Source organism: Halorubellus amylolyticus, from assembly GCF_034808145.1.
Classification (GTDB): domain Archaea; phylum Halobacteriota; class Halobacteria; order Halobacteriales; family Natrialbaceae; genus Halorubellus.
On the sequence record NZ_JAXHGM010000001.1, the window covers coordinates 607,108 to 625,870 of the forward strand.

Here is an 18,763-nt window from a genome sequence, read left to right on the forward strand (position 1 = left end):
TCTACTCCTACTCGAACATGCGTGATTCGACGGACGAACGACCCCGACTCTCCCGACGCGGGACGCTCGCAGCGACCGCAGGACTGCTGACGAGCGGCCTCGCCGGCTGTCTCGACAGCTCCAGCAACGCGAACGACTCGCCCGACAACGGTACCGACGGCGCGAACGGCGACGGCCCCGTCGTCGCCGCCTCCTTCTTCAGCTTCTACGACTTCGCGCGCAACGTCGCCGACGGCACCCCCATCCGGGTGACGAACCTCGTCCCCACCGGCCTGCACGGCCACGGCTGGGAACCGAACGCCAGCGTCACCAAGGACATCATCGACGCCGACGCGTTCCTCCACGTCGGCCCCGGCTTCCAGCCGTGGGCCGACCGCGCCATCCAGACGCTCGAGGACGACGACGCCGACACCCAACTCATCAACGCCCGGGAAGGCGTACAGCTCGTCGACCTCGCCGCCACCCTCGACCCCGACGAGGAAGGCGTCGGGAAACAACGAGGCAAGGACCCGCACTTCTGGCTCGGCCCCGACCGCGCGAAGACGTCCGTCGACAACATCACCGACGGCCTCGTCGAACTCGCGCCAGCGCACGAGGACGCGCTCCGCGACAACGCCACGACGTACAAGACCGAGACCATCGAGCGGATCGACGCCGACTACCAGGCGATCTTCGACGCCGCCGACCGCGACGTCGTCCAGCTCGCCGCGCACAACGCCTTCCAGTACATCGGCGTGAAGTACGACGTCACCATGCGACCGCTCGTCACGAACCTCGCCGCCAGCGGCGACGTCAAACCCTCCGACATCACCGAGGCGAAGGGAGTGATCGAGGACAACGACATCGAGTACATCGCGAACGGCGTCTTCGAATCCCGCCGGCCCGCGGAGCAACTGCTCGCCGAGACGCAGGTCGAGGCGTACTTCCCCGTCACGCCGTACGCCGGCGTCCGCGAGGCCTGGGTCGAGAACGACTGGGGGTACGAGGAGATCGCGTACAACATCAACATGCCCACGTTCCGGGTCGTCCTCGGGAACGACGCACCCGAGAACGTCGGTCCCGACGGCTGGGCCGCCGAGTGGAGGAACTTCGAATGAGCGCGAACCAGCCACCCAGCGAATCCACGTCCACGACCAGCGCCGCCGCGGACGGCTCCGACCACGCTGACGCGGACGAGACCACGCCCGCTGCCGTCGACGCGGCAACGACCGACCCGATCGTCGAACTGACCGACGTCGACTTCGGGTACACCGCCACGCCCGTCGTCGAGAACATCACCCTCCGCATCGACCCCGGCGAGTACGTCGCCATCGTCGGCCCGAACGGCTCCGGGAAGTCGACGCTGATGAAACTGCTCCTGGGACTGCTCCGCCCGGACGCGGGCGCGGCGACCCTCTTCGGTGACCCCTCGCATCGCTTCGACGACGGCTCCCGCATCGGGTACGTCGCCCAGCACGCGAGCGCGTCCAAGGAGATGCCGATAACGGTACGCGAGGTCGTGAAGATGGGGCGGTTCCCGCACGTCGGCTTCGGCCGGCTTGACGCCGAGGACTGGGCGATCGTTCACGAAGCGCTCGAGACCGTCGGCATGCTCGCGTTCGCCGACCGCCGCGTCACCCAGCTCTCGGGCGGCCAACGACAGCGAGCGTTCATCGCGCGAGCCCTGGCGAGCGAGGCCGACCTCCTCGTGCTCGACGAACCGACCGTCGGCGTCGACGTCGAATCCGTCGAAGCGTTCTACGACCTCCTCGACGCCCTGCACGAGGCCGGGATCACCGTCCTCCTCATCGAGCACGACCTCGGCGCCGTCGCCGAGCACGCCGACCGCGTCGTCTGCCTGAACCGCGAGATCTACTTCGACGGTCCGACCGACGAGTTCGTCGAGAGCGACGCGCTCGCCCGCGCGTTCGGGACCGCCGCGAACTTCCTGCGAGGTGACGGCCGATGACGGCCGTGCACGGCCCCGTGCTCGCGCTCACCGGCGAGAACGGCGTTCTCGCCCCGCTGTACTGGTTCCTCGACCTCTGGTCCGCGCTCATGTCCTGGGTCGCTGGCGCCACCGGTCTGGAGCTCCTCCAGTACGGCTTCATGCACCGCGCCATCCTCGTCGGCCTCTGCATCGGCGTGATGGCGCCGCTCATCGGGACGTTCCTCGTGCACCGCCAGCTCGCACTCATCGGGGACGCGCTCGCCCACACCGGGTTCGCCGGCGTCGCCGTCGGCCTGTTCCTGAACGCCGTCCTCGACCTGGGCGTCTCCCCGTACCTGACAGCGGTCGTCGTCGCGATGATTGCCGCGCTATTCATCGAACTCATCTCCGAAGCCACCGACGCGTACAACGACGTCTCGATGGCGATCGTGCTCTCGACGGGGTTCGCGCTCGGGACGACACTCATCAGCATCAACGCTGGCGGCCTCGCGGTCGGCGTGAACCAGTTCCTCTTCGGGAACCTCTCGACGGTCTCCGCCGAGAGCGCCGCCATCCTCCTCGTGCTGTTCGCGCTCGTCGTCGGCGTCGTCGGTCTCACCCGGAACCAGCTCCTGTACGTCACGTTCGACGAGACCGCCGCCGCCGTCTCCGGGCTCTCCGTGAGCTGGTACAACCGCATCATGGTGATGCTGACCGCGATGGTCGTCGTCGGCGCGATGCAGATCATGGGCGTCATCCTCGTCGCCGCGATGCTCGTCGTCCCCGTCGCGGGCGCCTCGCAGGTGTCCCGGAGCTTCAACGAGTCGCTGCTCGTCTCCGTCGTGCTCGCCGAACTCGCTGTCACCCTCGGAATCGCTGCCTCGTACTACGGCGAGGCGACCGCCGGCGGCGTCATCGTCCTCATCGCGGTCGCGATCTACGTCGTCGCGGTCGGCATCGGGAAGCTCCAGACGGCGTACGGCGACGACGAGACCCCGGAGATGGGCGCCATCACCGTCGACGACTCCGGTTCGTTCGGCGACTGAGTCGCGGACGACCTGTCGCGATTCCTCGATACCGTCGACCTGACAGGCGCGCAGACGCGGCGAGGTGGCGTCTGACGTGGCGGTCACGCGGCGTCGCGAGGCGGCGTGTTGACGCGGCGGTCACGGTGAGGCTGTGAGCGCCCGGATTCGGGTGGGAGCCGTGCCGTCGACACCGTGTCCGCTACGGCCCCCTCGTCCACGGGACCACGGATTTGCTATCGCGATATCTGATTTATGGGCTGCCGTCCGACCGCTCATGTGCACGTCGAGAGACCGCGATTGGCGGATAGAACGACCTCGACGAACCCAGCACGCGTCGACGGGCGAGGAGAGACGCAAGCAGGCGCCGACTCAACGAGAGGAGAACTCATCAGGCACCGACTCAACGAGAGGAGGACTCAGCAGGCGCTCGACGACGAGTGTCGAACGACTAAGAACAGGCCGCTCGGTCAGCCCGCGTGCTCGCGTACCGTCTCGAACTCGCCCGCCGCGAGCGCGTCGACGAGCGCCTCGCGGTCCAGTTCGGGGACGTCACTCGGGTACTTCCGCTGGAAGTACCCCACGATGTTGTCCACGTCGCGCGCGAGGAACTCGCGGGCGTTCTCGTGACTCGACGGGACCGCCTGCGGCCAGTCGAACACCGTCACGCCGGATTCGGCGAGGAAGACGTTGTACTCGCTCACGTCCGCGTGCACGAACCCGGCGTCGTACGCCGTCGCCATCTCACCGAGCACGAGGTCGAGGACGCCGACGACCTGCTCGGACTCCAGTCGCGTCCGCGCGAGCTCCACGCCTTCCATCTTCTCCATGACGATCGCGTGCCGGTTGTGGTCGACCGGACGCGGCACCGAGACGTCCGGATACAGGGTCTCCAGGCGCTCGTACTCGCGTTCGGCGGCCTTCCGCGCGGTGTACAGCCACGAGACGTGGTCGCGGTCGCTCGTGTAATCGCGTTCCTTCATCACCTCGCGGAAGTTCGTGTACCCCTCGCGGTGGTACTTCAGCGCCATCGGCTTGTACGACTGGACCTCGTAGACGTCCGATTCCTTGCCGACGCCGAGACTCGACCCGAACCCCTGGACGCTGTCGCGTTCCGCGAACGTGTGCAGTGCGAGCACGTCGTAGCCCTCCGGTGTGAGCTTGTAGCCCTCGTACTGGATCGTCTTCCGTTGGACGAGTCCGCGGTCCAGGCAGCGGTCCAGGCGGTAGTCGACGTTCTCCGCGGTCAACCCCGAGAAGTCCGGGAGCTTCCCGCGCTGCACCCACTCCGAGAACCGCATCCCCTGCTCGACGCCCGACAGGAGGTTGAAGTCCTCCTGTTCGAGGTCGACCATCATCGGCGCGACGTTCTGGACCATCGCCCGAACGTAGTTCCGCGACGCGGAAAAGCCTCCCGTCACGCACCCTGGTATAAGAAATAAACCAGCTACCGCGATACGAAATGGTGTCGAGTCGGGCCCGGTTGGGCGAGCGGCGGGTTCGGTGGACGGACCGGTCGCTGCTGGGGTCGTGGATGGTCTTGCGAGAGCTTCTCGGAGGGGACGGTGGTGGACGTCGTAGGAGACGGTGACGGCCACGCAAGCCGGACCTGGGGTTGCGCTCGGTCAGACGACGTAGGTCTCGAAGTCGGCTCCGAGCTCGTAGCCCCGGTCGGCGAGGTCGGCGGCGATGGTGGCGGTGTCTCGCGCGAGGTGGTGTTCGTTGAGGTGGACGAGGACGGTGCGGTGGGCGGCGGCGTCGGCGACCGGGTCCTCGTGGGGGTCGAGGTCGTCGAGCGCGTGCGGCGCGACGACGCTCGTCGCTTCGAGGATGGCGAGGTCCGCGTTCCGGTAGCGGTCGCCGCCGGGGCGGTCGGGGCACCACGTCCCGAAGTCGGGGGCGTACACGAGTGCGGCGTCGTCCGTCTCGACGCGGAACGCGAGCGTGTCGAACGCGGGCCGGTCGTGACTCACCGGGATGGGTGTGACGGTCGTCTCCCCGACGGTGACGGGCTCGCCGTGCGCGAGGGCGTGCTCGTCGAACCGGTCGGCGAGGTAGGGTCTCTCGCGGTGGAAGTGCTCGGCGGCGGTCGGCGTCCGATAGAGGTCGTCGGCGACGACGTCGGCGCGCGCGACCAGCGAGAGGTCGTCGATACCGCCGACGTGGTCGTGGTGCCAGTGCGTGACGAACGTCGCGTCGAGGTCTCGGACGCCGCGTTCGTGGACGCCCTCGCGGAAGTCCGGGGGGACGTCGAGGAGGATCGTGGCGGCGTCGGTCTCGACGAGCAGTCCGGGGCGACGGCGCCGTGCTGCGGCGCCCGCGTCGTCGAGCGTTCTGAATGGTGCGGGGACCCCGGTGATGTCGCCGGTCCCGAGGAGCGTACATCGCATGGTCGCGTCGTCACGGCTGCTCGTGTTATGCCTGTTGGTGGGGTGCGCTCGGCGCCGTTCCGGGCGGCGACCGCGTCGAGTGACAGGACGACCCATACAGGTTAGGCCGAGTGGTGATTTGGGGTCGGCGGTAGCGTACAGGTACGGAGGAATCACCCAATGTCGAAATCCCAGTCGGGCGCGGACTACGGCGCACTGTTCGAGAAGGTGACCGGCGAGACGGAGGTCGTCGACGAGCAGGACGCCGAGGAAGCCGATGGCGAGCGCGAGGTCGACGACGACCTCTCGGCGTACCTCGACGAGGCGACCCGCGAGGACGGCCTCGACGAGGCGGTCGCCGAACCCGACACCGAGTAGCGCCGCCCGCCACCCCGCACCGGCGCGCGGTCATCCCACACCACTTCACCCACTTTTCACGCGGTCCTCGCCTCGAGCGACCGCACTCGACGAGCGGCCGCTGTCGACCGTCGCGACGGGACGCCCGTCAGCCGACGGTCGCGACGCCCGTCGCTGCCGACGGTCACGACGCCCGGTCGAGTCGCTCGCGCATCGCCTCCAGGTACGTGACGGCAGTGACGCGGTCGCCGGCGTCCAACCGGTCGGTCGCGGCGTCGGAGCCGTGCTGGAGGCGGTCCTTCCGGTCGCCCTCGGGGAGCTTGTTCGCGACGACGCGCGAGACGGTGTCGATGGACGCCCGCGCGGTCCGCTCGTCCTCGGGGAGCGCGTCGATGGCGGCGTCCACGAGCTGGACGAGGGTGTCGTGCACGTCCGGCGGAAGGCGGTCTCGCGCCCCGTCGTCGCCGCTTCGGTCGGTCATCCGTTCGGTGGACGGTACCGACTCGGGACGGGTAGTGGTTCGGCTCGCGGAACCGACGACCGCCGCGACGCACGACGGCGGTGGCGAGTGCACTGGCAGCGAGTCCGAACCCCTGGTGAGCGCGCTGGCGGCGAGTCCAAACCCCTATGCTGGGGGTGCGCGAACTCGCGGGTATGGGTTCGCTCGCGGACGCCGAGTGGCGGTTGATACGCGAGGAAGCGCACGACGGACCGACGAACATGGCGCTCGACGAGGTCGCCGCGCGCACCGCGGTCGAGGACGGCGTGCGCACCGTCAGGGTGTACCGCTGGGAGCCGAGTTGCCTCTCGATGGGGTACCGGCAGGCCGCGGAGAGCGTCGACTGGGCGTTCTGCGAGCGCGAGGGCATCGACGTGACGCGCCGGCAGACCGGCGGCGGCGGTATCTATCACGACGCGTACGCGGACGTCTCCTACAGTATCGTCGCACCCGCCGACGAACTCCCCGGTGACCTCATGGACTGCTACGAGTTGCTGTGCGAGCCGGTGCTCGACGCCATCCGGAGCGTCGGCGTGGACACGGACTTCGCGGACCGCGAGTACGAGAGTATCCACGAACCGGCGTGCTACCTTCGGGCCATTCACCCCGCACACGACGTGTTCGCGTACGAGGACGACGCCGACGACGCGGGGACGACCGGGAGCGGCGACGACCGGGCCGGGCGGAAGCTCTCCGGGAACGCGCAGTACCGCCAGCGGGACGCCGTCATCCAGCACGGCTCCATCTCGTACGACCACGCGCTCGCGAACCACCTCGGCGTGTTCGACGACCACGACGTCACCGCGGAGCGGTTCCGCGAGCGCGTGACGAGCGTGCGCGAGCAGGCCGGCGTCGACCGCGACGCGTTCGTCGCGGCGCTCGAGGACGGCCTCGCGGAGTGGTGCGACGCGACCGAGGGGGCGTGGCGCGAGGACGAACTCGCCGCCGCACGCGACCTCGTCGACGAGAAGTACGCGAACGACGCGTGGGTCCGCGACCGCGACGCGACCCGCTGACCGTCAGGACGCCCGAAACGCCGGCCGGTTCCGAAGGCACTTTGACGCGTTGTCGCGTGCGCTCTCGCATGCTCAAGGTAGGTGCGCACGTCTCCATCGCGGGAGGCGTCGACAACGCTGTCGAGAACCAGGTGGAGATCGAGGGGAACTGCGGGCAGATATTCACGCACTCGCCGCAGGTGTGGGACCACGGGACCATCGAGGACGAGGAAGCCGAGGCGTTCCGCGAGGGGACCGCGGAGCGGCTCGCGGGGCCGTGGGTCATCCACGCGTCGTACCTCGTGAACCTCTGCACGCCCAAGGACGACCTCCGCGCGAAGTCCATCGACTCGATGCAGCAGGAGGTCGACGCCGCCGCGGCGCTCGGCGTCGAGTACGTGAACGTCCACCTCGGCGCGCACACCGGTGCCGGTGTCGAAGGCGGCATCGAGAACGCCGCGAGCGCGCTCGACGAGCTCGACGTCCCCGACGGCGTCACGGTGCTCGTCGAGTCGGACGCGGGGAGCGGGACGAAGCTCGGCGGCCAGTTCGAGCACCTCGCGAGCGTCCTCGAGCAGAGCGAGCAGGACCTCGACGTCTGCCTGGACACCGCGCACACGTTCGCCGCGGGCTACGACCTCTCCACGCCCGAGGCGGTCGCGGAGACGATGCGGGAGTTCGACGACGTCGTCGGGTTCGAGCACCTGGAGTGCGTGCACCTGAACGACTCGAAGCACGCCTCTGGGACGAACAAGGACGAGCACGCGCACGTCGGCGAAGGCCTCATCGGCGAGGACGGGATGCGCGCGTTCGTGAACCACGACGCCATCGTCGACCGGGGGGTGCCGCTCGTCCTGGAGACGCCGACTGAGGACGGGAAGAGCTTCGCGTGGAACGTCGAGCGCGTCCGAGAGCTCCGCGAGGACGTCGACGCCTGAGCCGGTCGCCCGACGTTCGTCGCCGCGGACGCCACCGGTCGCCCCGCGTTCTTGGCCGTCGTCGGTCCCGGCCGGGATAGGTGAAACGGACGTCTGAGCTTGCTCGAGGGGTTTTCTGCGTCGACGCGTTACGGTGCGGTATGACCGACGAACGGGCGGACCCGACGATCCACGTCGTGGTCGTGTTCGCGGTGCTCTCGTCGTTCGCGCTGCTGACGACGACGGCGGTGGTCGCGGTCGGCGTGACGCCGGTCGCGGAGGCGGTGCCGGCGTCGCCGGACGGCGTCCCGGACCAGCTCGGGGACGCGGTCCCGGGCGTCGACGACCGGCCGCGGGAACGAGCGAACGCGACGGTGACGGGGACGGTGCGCGGACCGGACGGCGAGGCGCTGTCGAACGCGACGGTCGCGCTCGCGCCCGCGCCGGAGCCGATGTTCGTGAAGGCGACGCCGGGAGAACTCGGGGACGTGCTCGACGGGGAAGCCAGCGACGACCTCTACGCGGTCCGGACGGACGCGAACGGGTCGTTCGCGCTTGAGGTCCCCGCGGGCGAGTACGACGCGATAGCGCTCCACGGGGAGAACGTGAGCGCGGTCGGTCGCGTGAACGCGACGGGGACCGCGTCGCTCTCGCTCGCCGTGACCGACGACCGTCCGATGACGTACCGGGCGAGCGGCGGTCGCGCCGCGCCCGGCGGGACGGCGACTGTGACGGTGGCGGCGTACAACAACGACGCGGCCGCGAAGAACGTCACGCTCTCGCTCGAGCGACTCCCGGACGGCTGGGTGGTCGAGTCCTACGGCGGGAACGCGGACGCGGTCGACGAGGCGGCGAACGCCTTCGCGTTCGAGCGCCTGGGGAGCGGCGAGTGGGCGAAAGCGACGGTGACGGTGCGCGTCCCCGAGGACGCGGTGCGCGGCGACCGGTACCGGTTCGAGGCGCTGGCGACCGCTCCGACCCCCGGCCCGAACGCCACCGCGGTCCTCCACTGGAGCGGGAACGCGACCGTGTTCGTTCCCCCCGAGGAGACGACGCAGCCGACGACGAACCGCCCGGGCGACGACGGGGACGGGACCGGGACGACCGTCGAGCCGGAGACGAGCACCGACCCGGCGGCCGACGACGGCTCGAACGACCGCGACTCGCCGCTACCCGGGTTCGGCGTCGCCGTCGCCGCCGTCGCACTCGGCGTCGCCGCTCTGGGCCTCGCACGTCGGCGCTGAGGACCGCTCGGGATTCGCCGGACGCGGGACCGACCCGTTTTTGTCTGCGCGCCGTCGACCCTCCGGCGTGCGACGTTTCGACGAATCGTACCTCGAGCACACCCGCAGCGGGATGTGGGCGGACACGACGAGCGCGCTCGCCGCGCTCGACCTCCCCGGTCGCGAGCGCGTGCTCGACGTCGGGTGCGGGACCGGCGAGTTCTCAAGGGTGCTCGCCGCGGAGACGCCCGGCGAGGTCGTCGGCTGCGACGCCGACCCCGCGCTGCTCGCGGTCGCCCGCGAACACGCCCCGGTCGTCGCCGGTGACGCGACGCGACTCCCCGTTCGCGACGACGCGTTCGACCTCGTCGCGTGCCAGGCGCTCCTCGTGAACCTCCCCGACCCGAGCGCCGCCGTCCGCGAGTTCGCTCGCGCGTCCAGCGACCTCGTCGCGGTCGTCGAACCGGACAACGCCGCCGTCACCGTCGACTCCACCGTCGACCGCGAACCCGGGCTCGCCAGAGCCGCCAGGGCCGCGTACATCGCCGGTTCGTCCGTCGACCCCGCGCTCGGCGCGAACGCCGTGGACGTCCTCCACGAGACCGGGCTCGTCGACGTCACCACGCGCCGGTACGACCACACGCGCAGCATCGAGCCGCCGTACGACGACGCGGACCTCGAAGCGGTCGCGCGCAAAGCCAGCGGCGCCGGACTCGCGAGCGACGAGGCGAGCCTCCGACAGGTGCTCTCGGACGACGAGTACGACGACCTCCGCGAGAACTGGCGCGAGATTGGGCGCGAGGCGGCCGCACAGGCCGCCGACGGCGACTATCGCCGCGTCGAGACCGTCCCGTTCCACGTCACCGTCGGGCGCGTCCCCGACGAGGACTGACCGCACGGACGGTCGCCCGCGTGCGCTCCGGGGGTCGTCGCCGGACCGGCCGTCTTCGATTCGTCGCCGGACCGGACGTTTTTGGTTACGTACCGCAACCGACCGAGCATGGCCGAGGACACCGACAGGGTCTCCGACGCGTTCGCCGCGCTCGGCGACGACACGCGCGTCGCCATCCTCGAGGCGCTCGTCGACGCGCGCCGCGAGACCCCCGACGACCCCGGGCTCTCGTTCAGCGGACTCCGCGAGCGCGTCGGCGTCGAGGACTCCGGTCGGTTCAACTACCATCTCGGGAAGCTCCGCGGGCGGTTCACGACCGTCGAGGACGGCGAGTACTCGCTGACGGAAGCCGGGAACGAGGTCGTCGGCGGCATCCTCGCCGGGACGTACGACGACGCGCTCGACCTCGACCCGACGCCGCTCGACGAGGCGTGCCCGCTCTGCGGAGCGGCCGCCGTCGCGCACTTCGGCGACGGGCAACTCCGCGTCGAGTGCGAGGCCGACCACCCGCTCCTCGTGACGGCACTCCCGCCGGCCGCCGCGAGCGACCGGTCGACCGCCGAGATCGTCGACTTCGCGGTCCGGAAGACGTACGCGCAACTGGACCTCGTGACCGCGGGCATCTGCTCGGAGTGCTACGGGCACGTCCAGAGCGAGATCCGGCCAGTCGAGGCGGACGACGACGCGATACCGTCGTTCGCGTACCACACCGAGTGCACGCGCTGCGGGTACGTCACCGGGTCGGTCGCCGCCGTCGCCGCGCTCCGGGACGCCGCGTTCGTCGCGTTCTGTCACGAGCACGGCGTCACCGTCGGCGACCGACTGCCGTGGACGCTCCCCGGTATCGTCGACGACGACACCACCGCGGTGAGCGAGGACCCGTCGCGCTACGAGACGTCGTTCGAACTGGACGGCGACCGTCTCGTCGTGACGCTCGACGACCGCGGCGAGGTCGTCGACACCGCCCGAGAGTGAAACCATTCAGACAGAAACGCGCTTCTGGAAACCCTTAACTCCGGGACGTGAGACGGATTCCGCATGGACCCACGTATCGAGCAGCACGCCGAAGTGATAGTCGAACACTCGACGGACGTCGAAGCGGACGACAACGTCCGCATCGTCGCGCCGACTGTCGCGGAGGACCTCGTCGTCGCGCTCGCCGAGAAACTCGGGGAGAAGGGCGCGAACCCCGCGTACCACCTGCGGAGCCGGCGCGCGTCGCGAGCGTACATGCGCGCCGCGGACGAGGACTCGTTCTCGCTCGCCGAGCACCGCCTCGCGGAGATGGAGGAGACGGACGTGGTCGTCATCGTCCGCGGCGACGAGAACACGAAGGAGACGAGCGACGTCGACCCGGCGAAGGTCCAGGCCGCGTCGAAGGCCCACAAGCCCATCTCGGAGGCACGCATGGAGACGCGGTGGGTCGGCACGCAGTACCCGGCACCCGGGAACGCGCAGGACGCCGAGATGAGCACGGCCGCGTACGCCGAGTTCGTGTACGAAGCCGTGAACAAGGACTGGGACGCCCAGCGCGAGCACCAGGCGCAGATGGTGGAGATACTCGACCCCGCGGACGAGGTCCGCATCGTCTCCGGAGACACCACTGACATTCGGATGAGCGTCGACGGGATGGTGACCGCGAACGACTACGGCGAACTGAACCTCCCCGGCGGGGAGGTGTACACCGCGCCGCGTCCGGACAGCGTCGAGGGCGAGGTGCTGTTCGACATGCCCCTGATGGCGCAGGGCCGCGAGATCGAGGACGCCCGGCTCGTCTTCGAGGACGGCGAGGTCGTCGAGTACTCGGCGGCGAAGAACGAGGACGTCCTCGGTGCCGTCCTCGACACCGACGAGGGCGCACGCCGCCTCGGGGAGCTCGGCATCGGGATGAACCGCGACATCGACCGGTTCACGTACAACATGCTGTTCGACGAGAAGATGGGCGACACCATCCACCTCGCGACCGGGAAGGCCATCGAGCACACCGTCCCCGACGGCGAACCCCTGAACGAGTCCGCGACGCACATGGACATGATCGTGGACATGAGCGAGGACTCGTTCATCGAGGTCGACGGCGAGGTCGTGCAACGGAACGGCACCTTCCGGTTCGAGGAATAACGCGGCGCTCGCGCCGCGGAGATCACGAACGGCGAGCGAAGCGAGCCGTGAGTGGACGGGTTCGACGCCGACGAGCAGACGTCCACGCTCCCGACCGCGAGCGCGTCGCTGCGGGGCCGAACGCGTCCCCTCGCGGTTGCGGTGGTTCGTCATCCGAGCACGCCGTCACACGCGTCGACGCGTCGATGCCGTCGCCCGCCAGATACGGAACTGTTTCGTGCGAGCGCGAGTAGCGTCCGGGCATGGATACGCTACTGCACCTCGGGTTCGGACATCCGAGCCTGTCCGTGATCGTCGCCGCGAGCGTCCTGGCGTTCGTCGCCGGTCTCGCCGTGCGGTTCCATCGAACGCGTCACGAGACCACGCCCGGAACGGACGCGACGAGCGTCGACGAGGAGACGTAATCGCTGCGAGAAGGCGAGTCGAGTCAGACCACGTCGCCGCGGACCGTCGCGCCCTCCTGTTCCTCGCGCCACGCGTGCAGGTCGCTCGCGGCCGCCTGTGCCTCCGGCTCGTCGAGCCCGAGCATCTCCAGCGACTGCGAGAGCGTCGGGAGCGCGAGCTCGCTCTCGCGGAGCTTCCGCATCGCCTCCTCGCTGCGTTGCCCTTCGGCGTACAGACAGACGCCGCGCGGGTCCAGGAGCTGCGTCCAGTCGCCGCGCGTCTTCGCGCCCTGGAGTCGCTGCGTGACGTTGTCCTCGAAGCTCGCGTTACACACCTCGAGGTGGACGGGTTCGTCGTCCTCGAGGAGGTGCGCGGCGAGACACTGCTCGGGCGCGGCGTGCCCGTTCGCGTTCGCACGCACGAGGTCGGGGTGTTCGTCCGCCCACTCGGCTCGCACGGTCTGCCCGACGCCCTGCACGCCGAGCTCGCGCTCGAACTCGCCCGCGCGGTCGCTATCGCCACGCATCAGGATGTCCTTCGTGACGTACACGTCCAGGCGGTCGACCGGGTCGAGCCCGAGCGCCACGTCGCCGTACACCCACACCTCGCGGACCGGCACCGGCATCGTCTCCGACTCGACCGCATCGACGACGTCGGCGACGCGATTCAAGGCGTCGTCCCGTGAAAGACTCATACCGATTCGTAACGCGGCCAGCGTCAAAACCAGCCCGCTTCCCGGGTCGCACTCGCCCCACCGGTGCGTGGACGGTCGCCGTCAGCGCTTCGAGACGTGCACGACGTTCTCGACGGTCGCGTGCACCTCGCCGTCGGCGTCCACGACGTCCACCTCGTACGTGCGATTCACCGGTCCGTCCGCGTCCACCGCGCGCTGCACCGACGCGATCTCCTCGTCGGAGAGCTCGAAGCTCGCGTACAGGTCCGTCCGCCCCGGCTCCTTGAAGTCGATGGACGCCTCGGTGTCCCAGACCGCGTACTCGCTCTCGTCGAGGTTCTTGATGAGGAGCATCGCGTGCATCGGGTCGCACGCACCGTAGATGCTCCCCCCGAACGTCGTCCCCATGTAGTTCTTCGTCCGCCACGAGTACGGTATCTCGACGCGGATCTCTTGCCAGTCCTCGCGGATGTACCGGACGCGACCCCCCGTTCCGCGGTAGACCGGGAACAGGTTGAACTTCAGTCGCGCCAACCGCGTGCGCCAGGACTCGCTCATGGCTGCACGCAGGACCGACCGTCACCTGAACGCTGTGGAACGGCGCGCGCGCCGCGACGGGTTCCTCGCGGCGTCGTCGCGGCCACGACCGCGAGCCCGCTCCGGAGCGAGAGCGCGCAGCGGTGGCCGTCCGCGAGGCGGCCGTGCACGTTGCCGTGGTGGCGCGAAAGGACTAATCCCGTGCCACACGAACGACAGGCACGTGCGTTCCCGTCGTTCACTCGCGGTCCTCCTCGCGGCCCTCGCCCTCGCCGCGCTCGCGTTCGGCACAGCAGCGGCGTTCGGCGACCTCGACGGCGACGACGTCACCTCGCTCGACGAGTACCGCGCCGGCACCGACCCGCTCCGACCGGATACCGACGAGGACGGACTGGACGACGGCGTTGAACGCGACGTGGGAACGAACGCCACCAGTGCGGACACGGACGGAGACAGCCTCGTCGACGGCCGCGAGACCGGCGTCGGCACCGACCCGCTCGCAGCGGACACCGACGGCGACGGACTGGACGACGCCCGCGAGGTGAACGCACTCGCGACCGACCCGACGGTCGCCGACACCGACGGCGATGGCCTCACCGACGGCGAGGAGGTCGAGGCGCACGGCACCGACTCGCTCCGAGCCGATACGGACGACGACGGCCTCGCGGACGGCGCCGAAGTCACCGGGTACGAGTCCTCGCCGACGACGCCCGATACCGACGGCGACGGCGTCGCCGACGGTCGCGAAGCACGCGTCCTCGGCACCGACCCGACGACGGACGATACCGACGACGACCGACTCCCGGACGCCGCCGAGGTCGACGTGTACGACACCGACCCGACGTCGTCGGACACCGACGGTGACGGCCTCGACGACGGCGTCGAAGCCGCCGACAGCGGGCCGCTCGCCCGAGCAGACCCGCTCGCTCGCGACGTCTTCCTCGAACTCGACTACATGCGCGGCCATCGCCCGAACGCGACCGCGATATCGCTCGTCGTCGACGAGTACGCGAACGCACCCATCGCGAACCCCGACGGCTCCACGGGCATCTCGCTCCACGTCGCCGTCGACGACGCCGTCCCGCGCGAACGGACGACGAGCGAACTCGACAGCCTCCGCCTCAGGCTCTCGTACTTCGACAACGAGACCCGCGGCTACCACCACGCGATCGTCGTCAGGGACGCCCGCGTCGCCGGAGACTCCGTCGCCGGCTTCGCAACCACCGGCCACCTCGTCGCCCAGACCAGCGGCCGGGACGGCGAGCCCTACACGACCCGCGGCCAGGCGCACGTCCTCATGCACGAACTCGGGCACGCGGTCGGGCTCTCGAACGACCGCTACGAAGGCATCGACTCGTACGACGTCCCGCACGAGCGCTACGAGAGCGTGATGAACTACAACGCTCCCTGGGAGACCCTCGGCTACAGTACCGACGCCCCCTTCGACGACTGGATGTACCTCGAAGCCAACATGTACGGCCCGCCAGCACTCGCCGTCAACCTCCCCGTCCCATCCAGCGTCACGACGAACACAACCACCACGAACGCGACCGCGTAGCCGACCCAGGTCGCCCCAAGCCCAGCTCTCCCTCGCCTACCGCGAACGCGAAGCCACGGCTCGATACGAGGATTCGACTGCGAATCGACTCGAAGAGAGGTCAACTATCGAACTGACCGAGCCACGCTTCGACCTCGCGCTTCGACAACCCGACCTTCATTCCGTCCTGATCAGGCGACTCCCCGAAATCCATGTCCGCTACGTCTACATCGCGGTCAGAAATCCTCGAACATCCCGGTGTTGACACTCCCCAAACCGGGTCAGACAGGGCCGATTCTGTCCAACTTTCGGTGGAGTCTCGGACGCCGTGTTGACGAAACACCTGTTAGGCACACCTGCTACCCAGCATTGCCGAACGTAGAAATCCACGTCCATCTATATAATATTGAAGTACTGCAATCCGGCGATAAGCAAGATAGCACCAACCAGTACGAGTTTCATTACCCAAGACGGGACGTCTTTTCGAATTCTAAAGGCCCAGTCCATACGACACAATAGGACGCCTGATTATTATAATCTGAGGGACTAGTTCGATACACAACTAATATTCCAGTGACCTAGAAAACCTACGTGAATCACTGGGTATTTGACAGGTATCGAGGATTCAACAGAGCCGAACTTCTCAAGTCCCTCATGGGAGTAGGCGGCGAAATCGCAGAAGCGTCGCCACTGTGCCATCCTACCTCACCTGAGACTTCTCCCGATTGTATATGTCCGACTCTCGGTGGTTTCCCGGACATCTTGATGAAACACCTGATAAGTACAGTTGCGAGTATATCACGCTCGCTGTCTTACAAGATAGAGAACCACCCACATTACTTGTAGAATCAAATTCAAGACGGAGTATGGTCTCACGAGAGAACAAAATAATCGGAGTTTTCGTGACTCTGGCACTGGCTCTCCACGCAGCTACGTTCTATCTCACTGAACTTCCGGACGAGGTGAGAATGGCACTTATCATGTTCGTCGGAATTATTTCACCGATGATGATAAACAACTACCTCGACAACCAAGCGGGAGATTGAGTCTACTCAAACTTCGGAACGATGGGTCCTCGTTCTGTATCTACCACTTCTCACTCTCCGATATGTCCGACTCTACGGTCATTCCCGGACATCTGAACCCACAGATAGCTGGTCTTGCGTGGATCGGGACCCCAGCGTGTCGTAAACCAGTTTCCCTCCGCTGTCTCCCGAATCGGGCTAGGTAGATTTGGCAATCGACCTAGGCCGATTCTGTACTAGTTTCAAATCGGCCTGAAACGTCAGAGCATACAGTACAGCGTTTGAGGCCCGATATTATGAACGGTCAAACCCTTATATTACCCTCCAACTCCTGCCAACAGATGCAATGTACAAGCAAACTAAGATGATTGGCGCATCGAACGGCGGCATCAATGAGTAATATCGTCGAAGGAGTGGAAGGTATCATCGCGTTCGTCGTGAGCGGGTTCATACTCATATTGATGGGCTCGGCGGTTGAATCCAGCTCAGTGCTCTACAATCTCAGTACATTCGGCCTGTTCATGATCCTGCTTGGGGCTGTACTGGCAGTCGGGATGGTGGCAACGATTTTAGAGAAATAACATGGGGGTCAGAGAGTATCTGAACGAAAAGAAGGAGGGTAGAATTACTGATGAGAGGATACTCAATGTCATTCGGGAGAGTAAGGCTGGTTTCGTTGGTACGACTGAAGTTAGTAATGACGAGCGAGTCGACTTGAAGGAGGATGCAGTCCGTAATCGATTAGAAGATCTTGAGGAGGAAGGTCGAATACATCAGAAGCGAATCGGTCATCCTGAAAGAGGGAATCTCGCTTGGTATTTGGCAGATGATGAGCGCGAACGTCCCGTCTCAGCAGAACGCTACTGGTTTGCTCGGGTTTGTGAAGAAGGGCGAGTTATCTCAGGGAACGTGCTGCGCATCGGTGGTGTCGCTGCATTAGCTGGAATGATGATGATTCTGCTATCTATCAGCGCCGAACTTTTTGATCTTCAATTTGCCCTCCTTCAGGCATCCACAGCGGGGAGCGTCGACTTTGCCTTGGCGATTGCAGGATTCTCGAACGTCATGATTGGGGGTGGGTTTAAATTTGGTCTGAGCCTTGCTGAGGAAAGTGTTACCCGCAAGTCGTCTCCGGGAAGTTGAACTTAGACTCTTAGCGGGAATTCGATGAGTACCTAACGTTACTCGAAATGGTCGTCGGTCGCGTCGTCGTAGGCGGTGACGGTCGCGGGCTTCGCGCCGATGCGCTTCCCGAGCGCGGCGAGCAGGCGCTTTGAGAGCGCCGCGCCGTCCGTCACCGCGAGCGTCGCCGCGAACAACATCCAGCCGACAACACCACGGACGGAAGCGTGGCGAGTGCCCGCAAGAAGAACTGAAACGCTACGATTCGCTATCTCGGCCCTGCTGAAATCGTCTCGGTACCATAGGTGTGTCGTGCTGAGTCCAGAGAATCTATCTATGCTCTGAATGCTGTGTCAAGAGTTAACACCTCACACGTTGATGTTCCATCTGACGTTCCGTTGTAGAGTGGCCGAGAGATGAGAGAGCGAGTTCGGAACGTCCTGCATCACGGAGCGTGTCACGACAAAGGAGGGTTCACCCATGTCAGCCACCGAAGTGGACACGGAACAGCTCATTCAAGCATTCGCGGAGATCGTAAACGAACAGGACTACGACCGGCTCCCGGAGGTCATCACCGACGACTTCGTTTGGAGGACCCCCGCCGCCCCGGACGGCGAGGTTCAAGGTCGGGAAGCTACCAAAGAGGTCATAGAGCGGATGACCGGCGGATTCCCCGACTTTCATGCCGAACCCGGCGACGTCTTCGTAGAGGGCAACGAGGCGATGGCGACGGTGGGTTTCACCGGGACCCACGAGGGCGAATTCATGGACGTTCCGCCGACCGGTGAGCAGTTCGAGCTGGTCGGCGCGACAAAGACGCGCGTCGCGGACGGGAAGTTGCAGGAACAACACGACGTCGTGAATATGCAGGCGCTGCTTGCACAACTCGGCGTCGCCGAGGGGTGACCCGCAGCGACGCGGCACACCCCTCGTCACTCGACGACCATCCGGAGTGAAGCACTGTAACGATCTGGCAACGAAGGGACTAATGGCTTCGTCGAGGCCGCCTCAGTCCGCTCGACGATGTACGTCTCGCGGTCGCGCGCGCTCTCAGGAGTCACCACCCTTGTCGCGCTCGAAGTCGAGCACTTCAGGCATCGCTCTCATCTATCGGGTGCGGCCCGTTCTCGCACTCGCGGCGCGGGATGCCGCCGCGGGTCGTCGTCGCGAGCATCCTCCCG

22 protein-coding genes are annotated in these 18,763 nt (G+C 67.0%); 16 read left to right on the forward strand and 6 right to left on the reverse strand.

What is annotated here, in order from left to right; all coding sequences use genetic code 11:
* Positions 1 to 17 precede the first annotated feature (17 nt).
* The 3 genes from SM754_RS03065 to SM754_RS03075 are packed head-to-tail and all read left to right on the forward strand — an operon-like array spanning position 18 to position 2,955.
* Entirely contained in the window at positions 18 to 1,097 is a 1,080-nt protein-coding gene (locus SM754_RS03065) for a metal ABC transporter substrate-binding protein (protein WP_323674741.1), read from the forward strand.
* Positions 1,094 to 1,948 (forward strand): metal ABC transporter ATP-binding protein, encoded by an 855-nt coding sequence (locus SM754_RS03070; protein WP_323674742.1) that lies wholly within the window; start codon positions 1,094 to 1,096, stop codon positions 1,946 to 1,948. Before SM754_RS03065 ends, SM754_RS03070 begins: the two co-directional genes overlap by 4 nt.
* Positions 1,945 to 2,955: a metal ABC transporter permease gene (locus tag SM754_RS03075; RefSeq protein WP_323674743.1), complete on the forward strand. Its 1,011-nt coding sequence runs from the start codon at positions 1,945 to 1,947 to the stop codon at positions 2,953 to 2,955. Before SM754_RS03070 ends, SM754_RS03075 begins: the two co-directional genes overlap by 4 nt.
* 449 nt (positions 2,956 to 3,404) lie before the next feature.
* Here the strand turns inward: SM754_RS03075 and SM754_RS03080 are convergent, their stop codons facing one another.
* Both SM754_RS03080 and SM754_RS03085 read right to left on the reverse strand, forming a co-directional pair.
* Positions 3,405 to 4,313 carry an RIO1 family regulatory kinase/ATPase domain-containing protein gene (locus SM754_RS03080; protein WP_323674744.1) on the reverse strand — a complete coding sequence of 303 codons (909 nt, stop codon included), beginning with the start codon at positions 4,311 to 4,313 and terminating at the stop codon, positions 3,405 to 3,407.
* A gap of 246 nt (positions 4,314 to 4,559) precedes the next feature.
* Entirely contained in the window at positions 4,560 to 5,324 is a 765-nt protein-coding gene (locus tag SM754_RS03085; protein ID WP_323674745.1) for an MBL fold metallo-hydrolase, read from the reverse strand.
* A gap of 159 nt (positions 5,325 to 5,483) precedes the next feature.
* On the opposite strand from SM754_RS03085, the gene SM754_RS03090 reads away from it, so the two are divergent.
* Positions 5,484 to 5,681, forward strand: coding sequence for a hypothetical protein (locus SM754_RS03090; RefSeq protein ID WP_323674746.1), 198 nt, complete (start codon positions 5,484 to 5,486; stop codon positions 5,679 to 5,681).
* Between the two features lie 163 nt (positions 5,682 to 5,844).
* Here SM754_RS03090 and SM754_RS03095 read toward each other — a convergent pair whose 3' ends face one another.
* A complete protein-coding gene (locus SM754_RS03095) occupies positions 5,845 to 6,141 on the reverse strand; it encodes a DUF8101 family protein (RefSeq protein WP_323674747.1) in 297 nt (98 codons plus the stop codon).
* A 173-nt stretch (positions 6,142 to 6,314) separates the two neighbouring features.
* Between SM754_RS03095 and SM754_RS03100 the strand changes: the two genes are divergently transcribed.
* The 7 genes from SM754_RS03100 to SM754_RS03130 all read left to right on the forward strand — a co-directional run bounded on the left by SM754_RS03100 (position 6,315) and on the right by SM754_RS03130 (position 12,708).
* Positions 6,315 to 7,175, forward strand: coding sequence for a lipoate--protein ligase family protein (locus tag SM754_RS03100; RefSeq protein WP_323674748.1), 861 nt, complete (start codon positions 6,315 to 6,317; stop codon positions 7,173 to 7,175).
* 68 nt (positions 7,176 to 7,243) lie between these two features.
* Positions 7,244 to 8,092 carry a deoxyribonuclease IV gene (locus SM754_RS03105; protein WP_323674749.1) on the forward strand — a complete coding sequence of 283 codons (849 nt, stop codon included), beginning with the start codon at positions 7,244 to 7,246 and terminating at the stop codon, positions 8,090 to 8,092.
* Positions 8,093 to 8,232: 140 nt separating this feature from the next.
* Positions 8,233 to 9,315, forward strand: coding sequence for an NEW3 domain-containing protein (locus SM754_RS03110; protein WP_323674750.1), 1,083 nt, complete (start codon positions 8,233 to 8,235; stop codon positions 9,313 to 9,315).
* A gap of 67 nt (positions 9,316 to 9,382) precedes the next feature.
* The gene (locus tag SM754_RS03115; protein ID WP_323674751.1) at positions 9,383 to 10,186 is read left to right on the forward strand and encodes a class I SAM-dependent methyltransferase; all 804 of its coding nucleotides are present in this window, start codon (positions 9,383 to 9,385) and stop codon (positions 10,184 to 10,186) included.
* Between the two features lie 108 nt (positions 10,187 to 10,294).
* The gene (locus SM754_RS03120; RefSeq protein WP_323674752.1) at positions 10,295 to 11,161 is read left to right on the forward strand and encodes a DUF7351 domain-containing protein; all 867 of its coding nucleotides are present in this window, start codon (positions 10,295 to 10,297) and stop codon (positions 11,159 to 11,161) included.
* 63 nt (positions 11,162 to 11,224) lie between these two features.
* Positions 11,225 to 12,304, forward strand: coding sequence for an aminopeptidase (locus SM754_RS03125; protein ID WP_323674753.1), 1,080 nt, complete (start codon positions 11,225 to 11,227; stop codon positions 12,302 to 12,304).
* 242 nt (positions 12,305 to 12,546) lie between these two features.
* Complete coding sequence (locus SM754_RS03130) at positions 12,547 to 12,708, forward strand: hypothetical protein (protein ID WP_323674754.1); 162 nt, start codon at positions 12,547 to 12,549, stop codon at positions 12,706 to 12,708.
* A 23-nt stretch (positions 12,709 to 12,731) separates the two neighbouring features.
* On the opposite strand, the gene SM754_RS03135 is transcribed toward SM754_RS03130, so the two are convergent.
* Both SM754_RS03135 and SM754_RS03140 read right to left on the reverse strand, forming a co-directional pair.
* A complete protein-coding gene (locus SM754_RS03135; RefSeq protein WP_323674755.1) occupies positions 12,732 to 13,382 on the reverse strand; it encodes a DUF7095 family protein in 651 nt (216 codons plus the stop codon).
* 81 nt (positions 13,383 to 13,463) lie between these two features.
* The gene (locus SM754_RS03140) at positions 13,464 to 13,919 is read right to left on the reverse strand and encodes a DUF4442 domain-containing protein (protein WP_323674756.1); all 456 of its coding nucleotides are present in this window, start codon (positions 13,917 to 13,919) and stop codon (positions 13,464 to 13,466) included.
* Between the two features lie 202 nt (positions 13,920 to 14,121).
* Between SM754_RS03140 and SM754_RS03145 the strand changes: the two genes are divergently transcribed.
* The 4 genes from SM754_RS03145 (at position 14,122) to SM754_RS03160 (ending at position 17,603) form a co-directional block, all read left to right on the forward strand.
* Positions 14,122 to 15,456, forward strand: a complete 1,335-nt coding sequence (locus SM754_RS03145; RefSeq protein WP_323674757.1) for a zinc metalloprotease — start codon at positions 14,122 to 14,124, stop codon at positions 15,454 to 15,456.
* 845 nt (positions 15,457 to 16,301) lie between these two features.
* Positions 16,302 to 16,481 carry a DUF7987 family protein gene (locus SM754_RS03150; RefSeq protein WP_323674758.1) on the forward strand — a complete coding sequence of 60 codons (180 nt, stop codon included), beginning with the start codon at positions 16,302 to 16,304 and terminating at the stop codon, positions 16,479 to 16,481.
* Positions 16,482 to 16,852: 371 nt separating this feature from the next.
* Positions 16,853 to 17,041, forward strand: a complete 189-nt coding sequence (locus SM754_RS03155; protein ID WP_323674759.1) for a hypothetical protein — start codon at positions 16,853 to 16,855, stop codon at positions 17,039 to 17,041.
* A 1-nt stretch (position 17,042) separates the two neighbouring features.
* A complete protein-coding gene (locus SM754_RS03160; RefSeq protein WP_323674760.1) occupies positions 17,043 to 17,603 on the forward strand; it encodes a hypothetical protein in 561 nt (186 codons plus the stop codon).
* A gap of 38 nt (positions 17,604 to 17,641) precedes the next feature.
* Here the strand turns inward: SM754_RS03160 and SM754_RS03165 are convergent, their stop codons facing one another.
* Positions 17,642 to 17,782, reverse strand: coding sequence for a hypothetical protein (locus tag SM754_RS03165; protein WP_323674761.1), 141 nt, complete (start codon positions 17,780 to 17,782; stop codon positions 17,642 to 17,644).
* A gap of 280 nt (positions 17,783 to 18,062) precedes the next feature.
* On the opposite strand from SM754_RS03165, the gene SM754_RS03170 reads away from it, so the two are divergent.
* A complete protein-coding gene (locus SM754_RS03170; protein WP_323674762.1) occupies positions 18,063 to 18,488 on the forward strand; it encodes an ester cyclase in 426 nt (141 codons plus the stop codon).
* Positions 18,489 to 18,763: the final 275 nt, after the last annotated feature.

What these genes read in the sequence shown, in the direction of transcription:
- SM754_RS03095 (WP_323674747.1), bottom strand. Translation starts at nt 6,141, where the DNA reads ATGACCGACCGAAGCGGCGACGACGGGGCGCGAGACCGCCTTCCGCCG.
- SM754_RS03070 (WP_323674742.1), top strand. Translation starts at nt 1,094, where the DNA reads ATGAGCGCGAACCAGCCACCCAGCGAATCCACGTCCACGACCAGCGCC.
- SM754_RS03125 (WP_323674753.1), top strand. Translation starts at nt 11,225, where the DNA reads ATGGACCCACGTATCGAGCAGCACGCCGAAGTGATAGTCGAACACTCG.
- SM754_RS03160 (WP_323674760.1), top strand. Translation starts at nt 17,043, where the DNA reads ATGGGGGTCAGAGAGTATCTGAACGAAAAGAAGGAGGGTAGAATTACT.
- SM754_RS03120 (WP_323674752.1), top strand. Translation starts at nt 10,295, where the DNA reads ATGGCCGAGGACACCGACAGGGTCTCCGACGCGTTCGCCGCGCTCGGC.
- SM754_RS03140 (WP_323674756.1), bottom strand. Translation starts at nt 13,919, where the DNA reads ATGAGCGAGTCCTGGCGCACGCGGTTGGCGCGACTGAAGTTCAACCTG.
- SM754_RS03170 (WP_323674762.1), top strand. Translation starts at nt 18,063, where the DNA reads ATGTCAGCCACCGAAGTGGACACGGAACAGCTCATTCAAGCATTCGCG.
- SM754_RS03075 (WP_323674743.1), top strand. Translation starts at nt 1,945, where the DNA reads ATGACGGCCGTGCACGGCCCCGTGCTCGCGCTCACCGGCGAGAACGGC.
- SM754_RS03080 (WP_323674744.1), bottom strand. Translation starts at nt 4,313, where the DNA reads ATGGTCCAGAACGTCGCGCCGATGATGGTCGACCTCGAACAGGAGGAC.
- SM754_RS03065 (WP_323674741.1), top strand. Translation starts at nt 18, where the DNA reads ATGCGTGATTCGACGGACGAACGACCCCGACTCTCCCGACGCGGGACG.
- SM754_RS03085 (WP_323674745.1), bottom strand. Translation starts at nt 5,324, where the DNA reads ATGCGATGTACGCTCCTCGGGACCGGCGACATCACCGGGGTCCCCGCA.
- SM754_RS03110 (WP_323674750.1), top strand. Translation starts at nt 8,233, where the DNA reads ATGACCGACGAACGGGCGGACCCGACGATCCACGTCGTGGTCGTGTTC.
- SM754_RS03150 (WP_323674758.1), top strand. Translation starts at nt 16,302, where the DNA reads ATGGTCTCACGAGAGAACAAAATAATCGGAGTTTTCGTGACTCTGGCA.
- SM754_RS03155 (WP_323674759.1), top strand. Translation starts at nt 16,853, where the DNA reads ATGAGTAATATCGTCGAAGGAGTGGAAGGTATCATCGCGTTCGTCGTG.
- SM754_RS03165 (WP_323674761.1), bottom strand. Translation starts at nt 17,782, where the DNA reads ATGTTGTTCGCGGCGACGCTCGCGGTGACGGACGGCGCGGCGCTCTCA.
- SM754_RS03090 (WP_323674746.1), top strand. Translation starts at nt 5,484, where the DNA reads ATGTCGAAATCCCAGTCGGGCGCGGACTACGGCGCACTGTTCGAGAAG.
- SM754_RS03105 (WP_323674749.1), top strand. Translation starts at nt 7,244, where the DNA reads ATGCTCAAGGTAGGTGCGCACGTCTCCATCGCGGGAGGCGTCGACAAC.
- SM754_RS03100 (WP_323674748.1), top strand. Translation starts at nt 6,315, where the DNA reads ATGGGTTCGCTCGCGGACGCCGAGTGGCGGTTGATACGCGAGGAAGCG.
- SM754_RS03130 (WP_323674754.1), top strand. Translation starts at nt 12,547, where the DNA reads ATGGATACGCTACTGCACCTCGGGTTCGGACATCCGAGCCTGTCCGTG.
- SM754_RS03135 (WP_323674755.1), bottom strand. Translation starts at nt 13,382, where the DNA reads ATGAGTCTTTCACGGGACGACGCCTTGAATCGCGTCGCCGACGTCGTC.